Source organism: Bacillota bacterium (assembly GCA_023511835.1).
In the GTDB taxonomy this organism is placed as follows: Bacteria; Bacillota; Sulfobacillia; order JAIMAT01; family JAIMAT01; genus JAIMAT01.
Genome location: JAIMAT010000154.1, coordinates 1 through 2,126, shown reverse-complemented (window position 1 = coordinate 2,126; position 2,126 = coordinate 1). Strand labels below are relative to the sequence as shown.

Here is a 2,126-nt window from a genome sequence, read left to right as displayed (position 1 = left end):
CGGCCGGCCGACGACCAGTCCGTGCTCCTGGCGAAACCAGCGCTGGACGGCCTCGTCCATCTCCATGCCGCCCACGGGCCAGCGTCCCGCCAGGGCGACGCCCCCGGCCGTGATCACGGCGGCCGAGCTCTCGCTGGCGCCGATCTCCAGGATCAGCCGGCCGCGCGGCTCGCCCACCTCCAGCCCGAGTCCGATGGCCGCCAGCAGCGGCGCCGCCAGGAAGCCGACCCGGCCCGCCCCGGCGGCTTCCAGCGCCTGCTCGACGGCGCGCTCCTCCACCTGGCTCTGCCCCCAGCGGGCCGCGACCAGCACCGGACGCTGCCGGCGCAGGCGACCGCCGCCCCCGAAGCGCCGGAAGAGAAGGCGGAGCAACACCTCGGCCGCATCGTAGTCGGCGATGGCACCCCGGCGGATCGGGCAGACCAGCTCCAGACCGCCCGGGGTGCGCCCCTCCATGCGGCGCGCCTCGTCGCCGAAGGCGACCACCCGCCGCTCGCCGCCGCTCTCGCGCGCCAGCACCGCCGCCGCCTCAAGTCGCCGGCCCCGCCCGTCCACCAGGCGGAGGTTGGCGGTGCCCAGATCGAGGCCGAAGCCGCCCTGCCAGGGGGCGGCCCGACCGGAGAAACCGATTGCAGCCAACGTCTCCATCCACCCTCCCGGCACGCCTCTCCACCGCGAGGCTAGTGCCGGTGCGGGCGGCGCCACAACGCAAAAAGTCTGCCAGGCTTCAGCCGCCCAGCTCGAGGTCGGCGGCGATGCCCTTGAGCGCCTCCAGGACGACGCCGATGTGCTCGTCCAGCGGAACGCCCAGCTCGGCCGCCCCCCGCTCGATGTCGGCGCGGCTGACGTTGCGGGCGAAAGCCTTGTCCTTCAGCTTCTTGCGCACCGAGCCCACCTCGAGCCCCGCGATGTCCCGCCCCGGACGGACCAGGGCGCAGGCGACGATGAAGCCGGAGAGCTCGTCGCAGGCGAAGAGCGCCTTGTCCATACGGCTCTCGCGCGGGACGCCGGTATAGTCGGCGTGGGCGCGGATGGCGTGCACCACGTCGGGCGGGTAGCCGCGCTCCTCCAGGATGGCGGCTCCGCGCAGGGGATGGCCGGGCGGCTCCGGCCAGCGCTCGTAGTCGAAGTCGTGCAGCAGACCGGCCAGCCCCCAGCGCTCCTCGTCCTCTCCGAAGCGGCGGGCGTAGGCGCGCATGGCCGCCTCCACCGCCAGGCCGTGCTTGCGCAGGTTGGGGCTCAGCGTGAACTCGTAGAGAAGGGCCAGCGCCTCCTGGCGCGAGACCAATCCGCTCCCTCCCATCCTCCCGTCGTCCGTCTAGGGCCGGCCGAGCAGCTCGGCCACCCCGCGGCGGAGCCGTTCGCGGATCTCCCGGCCGCTTCCTCCCTGCGCCACCAGCCGGACCAGCGCCGAGCCGACCACGACGGCGTCAGCCACCTCCCCGGCCGCCCGGACGTCGGCGGCGCTGGCGACGCCGAAGCCCAGCGCCACCGGCCAGTCGCTGAGGGCCCGGACGCGGCGCACCAGCCCCGGGACGCGCGGATCGAGGCCTCCGGCGGCCCCCGTCACGCCGGTCAGCGCCACCCCGTAGACGAAGCCCGAGCCCACCGCCAGGGCGGCGCGCAGGCGCGCCTCCGTCGCCGTCGGCGCCACGAACGGGATCCAGGCCAACCCCAGCTCGCGCGCCCGCCGCGGAAGCTGCCCCGCCTCCTCGGGGGGCAGGTCGGGCAGGATGACGCCGGCCGCCCCGGCCCGGGCCGCCTCCGCCAGCCAGCGCTCCGGGCCGTAGGCGAGGACGGGGTTGACGTAGCTCATCAGGCAGACCGCCGCCCCCGGGGCGGCCGCCAGGAGACGGCCGAGGTCGTCGAAGATGCGCGAGGGCCGCGTGCCGGCGGCCAGCGCCCGCTCTCCCGCCGCCTGGATGACCGGGCCGTCGGCCAGCGGGTCGGAGAAGGGCAGGCCCAGCTCCAGCACCGCCGCGCCCCCCTCCAGCGCCCCCAGGGCGGCCTCCAGCGAGCGCTCCGGGTCGGGGTCGCCGTACATGACGTAGGCCACCAGCGGCACCCTGCCGCCGCTCCGGCTCCGCAGGAGGGCCTCGGCGACGCGCCGGGCGCCCTCGGGCGCC

The 2,126-nt window shown here is 76.4% G+C and carries 3 protein-coding genes; all 3 read right to left on the bottom strand.

Going from position 1 to position 2,126, the window contains the following annotated elements:
• Window positions 1-663: rod shape-determining protein (locus K6U79_11655; protein ID MCL6523009.1), on the bottom strand; the 663-nt coding region annotated here is incomplete at its 3' end.
• A gap of 64 nt (window positions 664-727) precedes the next feature.
• The gene (locus K6U79_11650; GenBank protein ID MCL6523008.1) at window positions 728-1,303 is read right to left on the bottom strand and encodes an HDIG domain-containing protein; all 576 of its coding nucleotides are present in this window, start codon (window positions 1,301-1,303) and stop codon (window positions 728-730) included.
• A gap of 15 nt (window positions 1,304-1,318) precedes the next feature.
• Window positions 1,319-2,126, bottom strand: an 808-nt coding sequence (gene trpA, locus K6U79_11645) for a tryptophan synthase subunit alpha (GenBank protein MCL6523007.1), incomplete at its 5' end; no start/stop codon positions are given.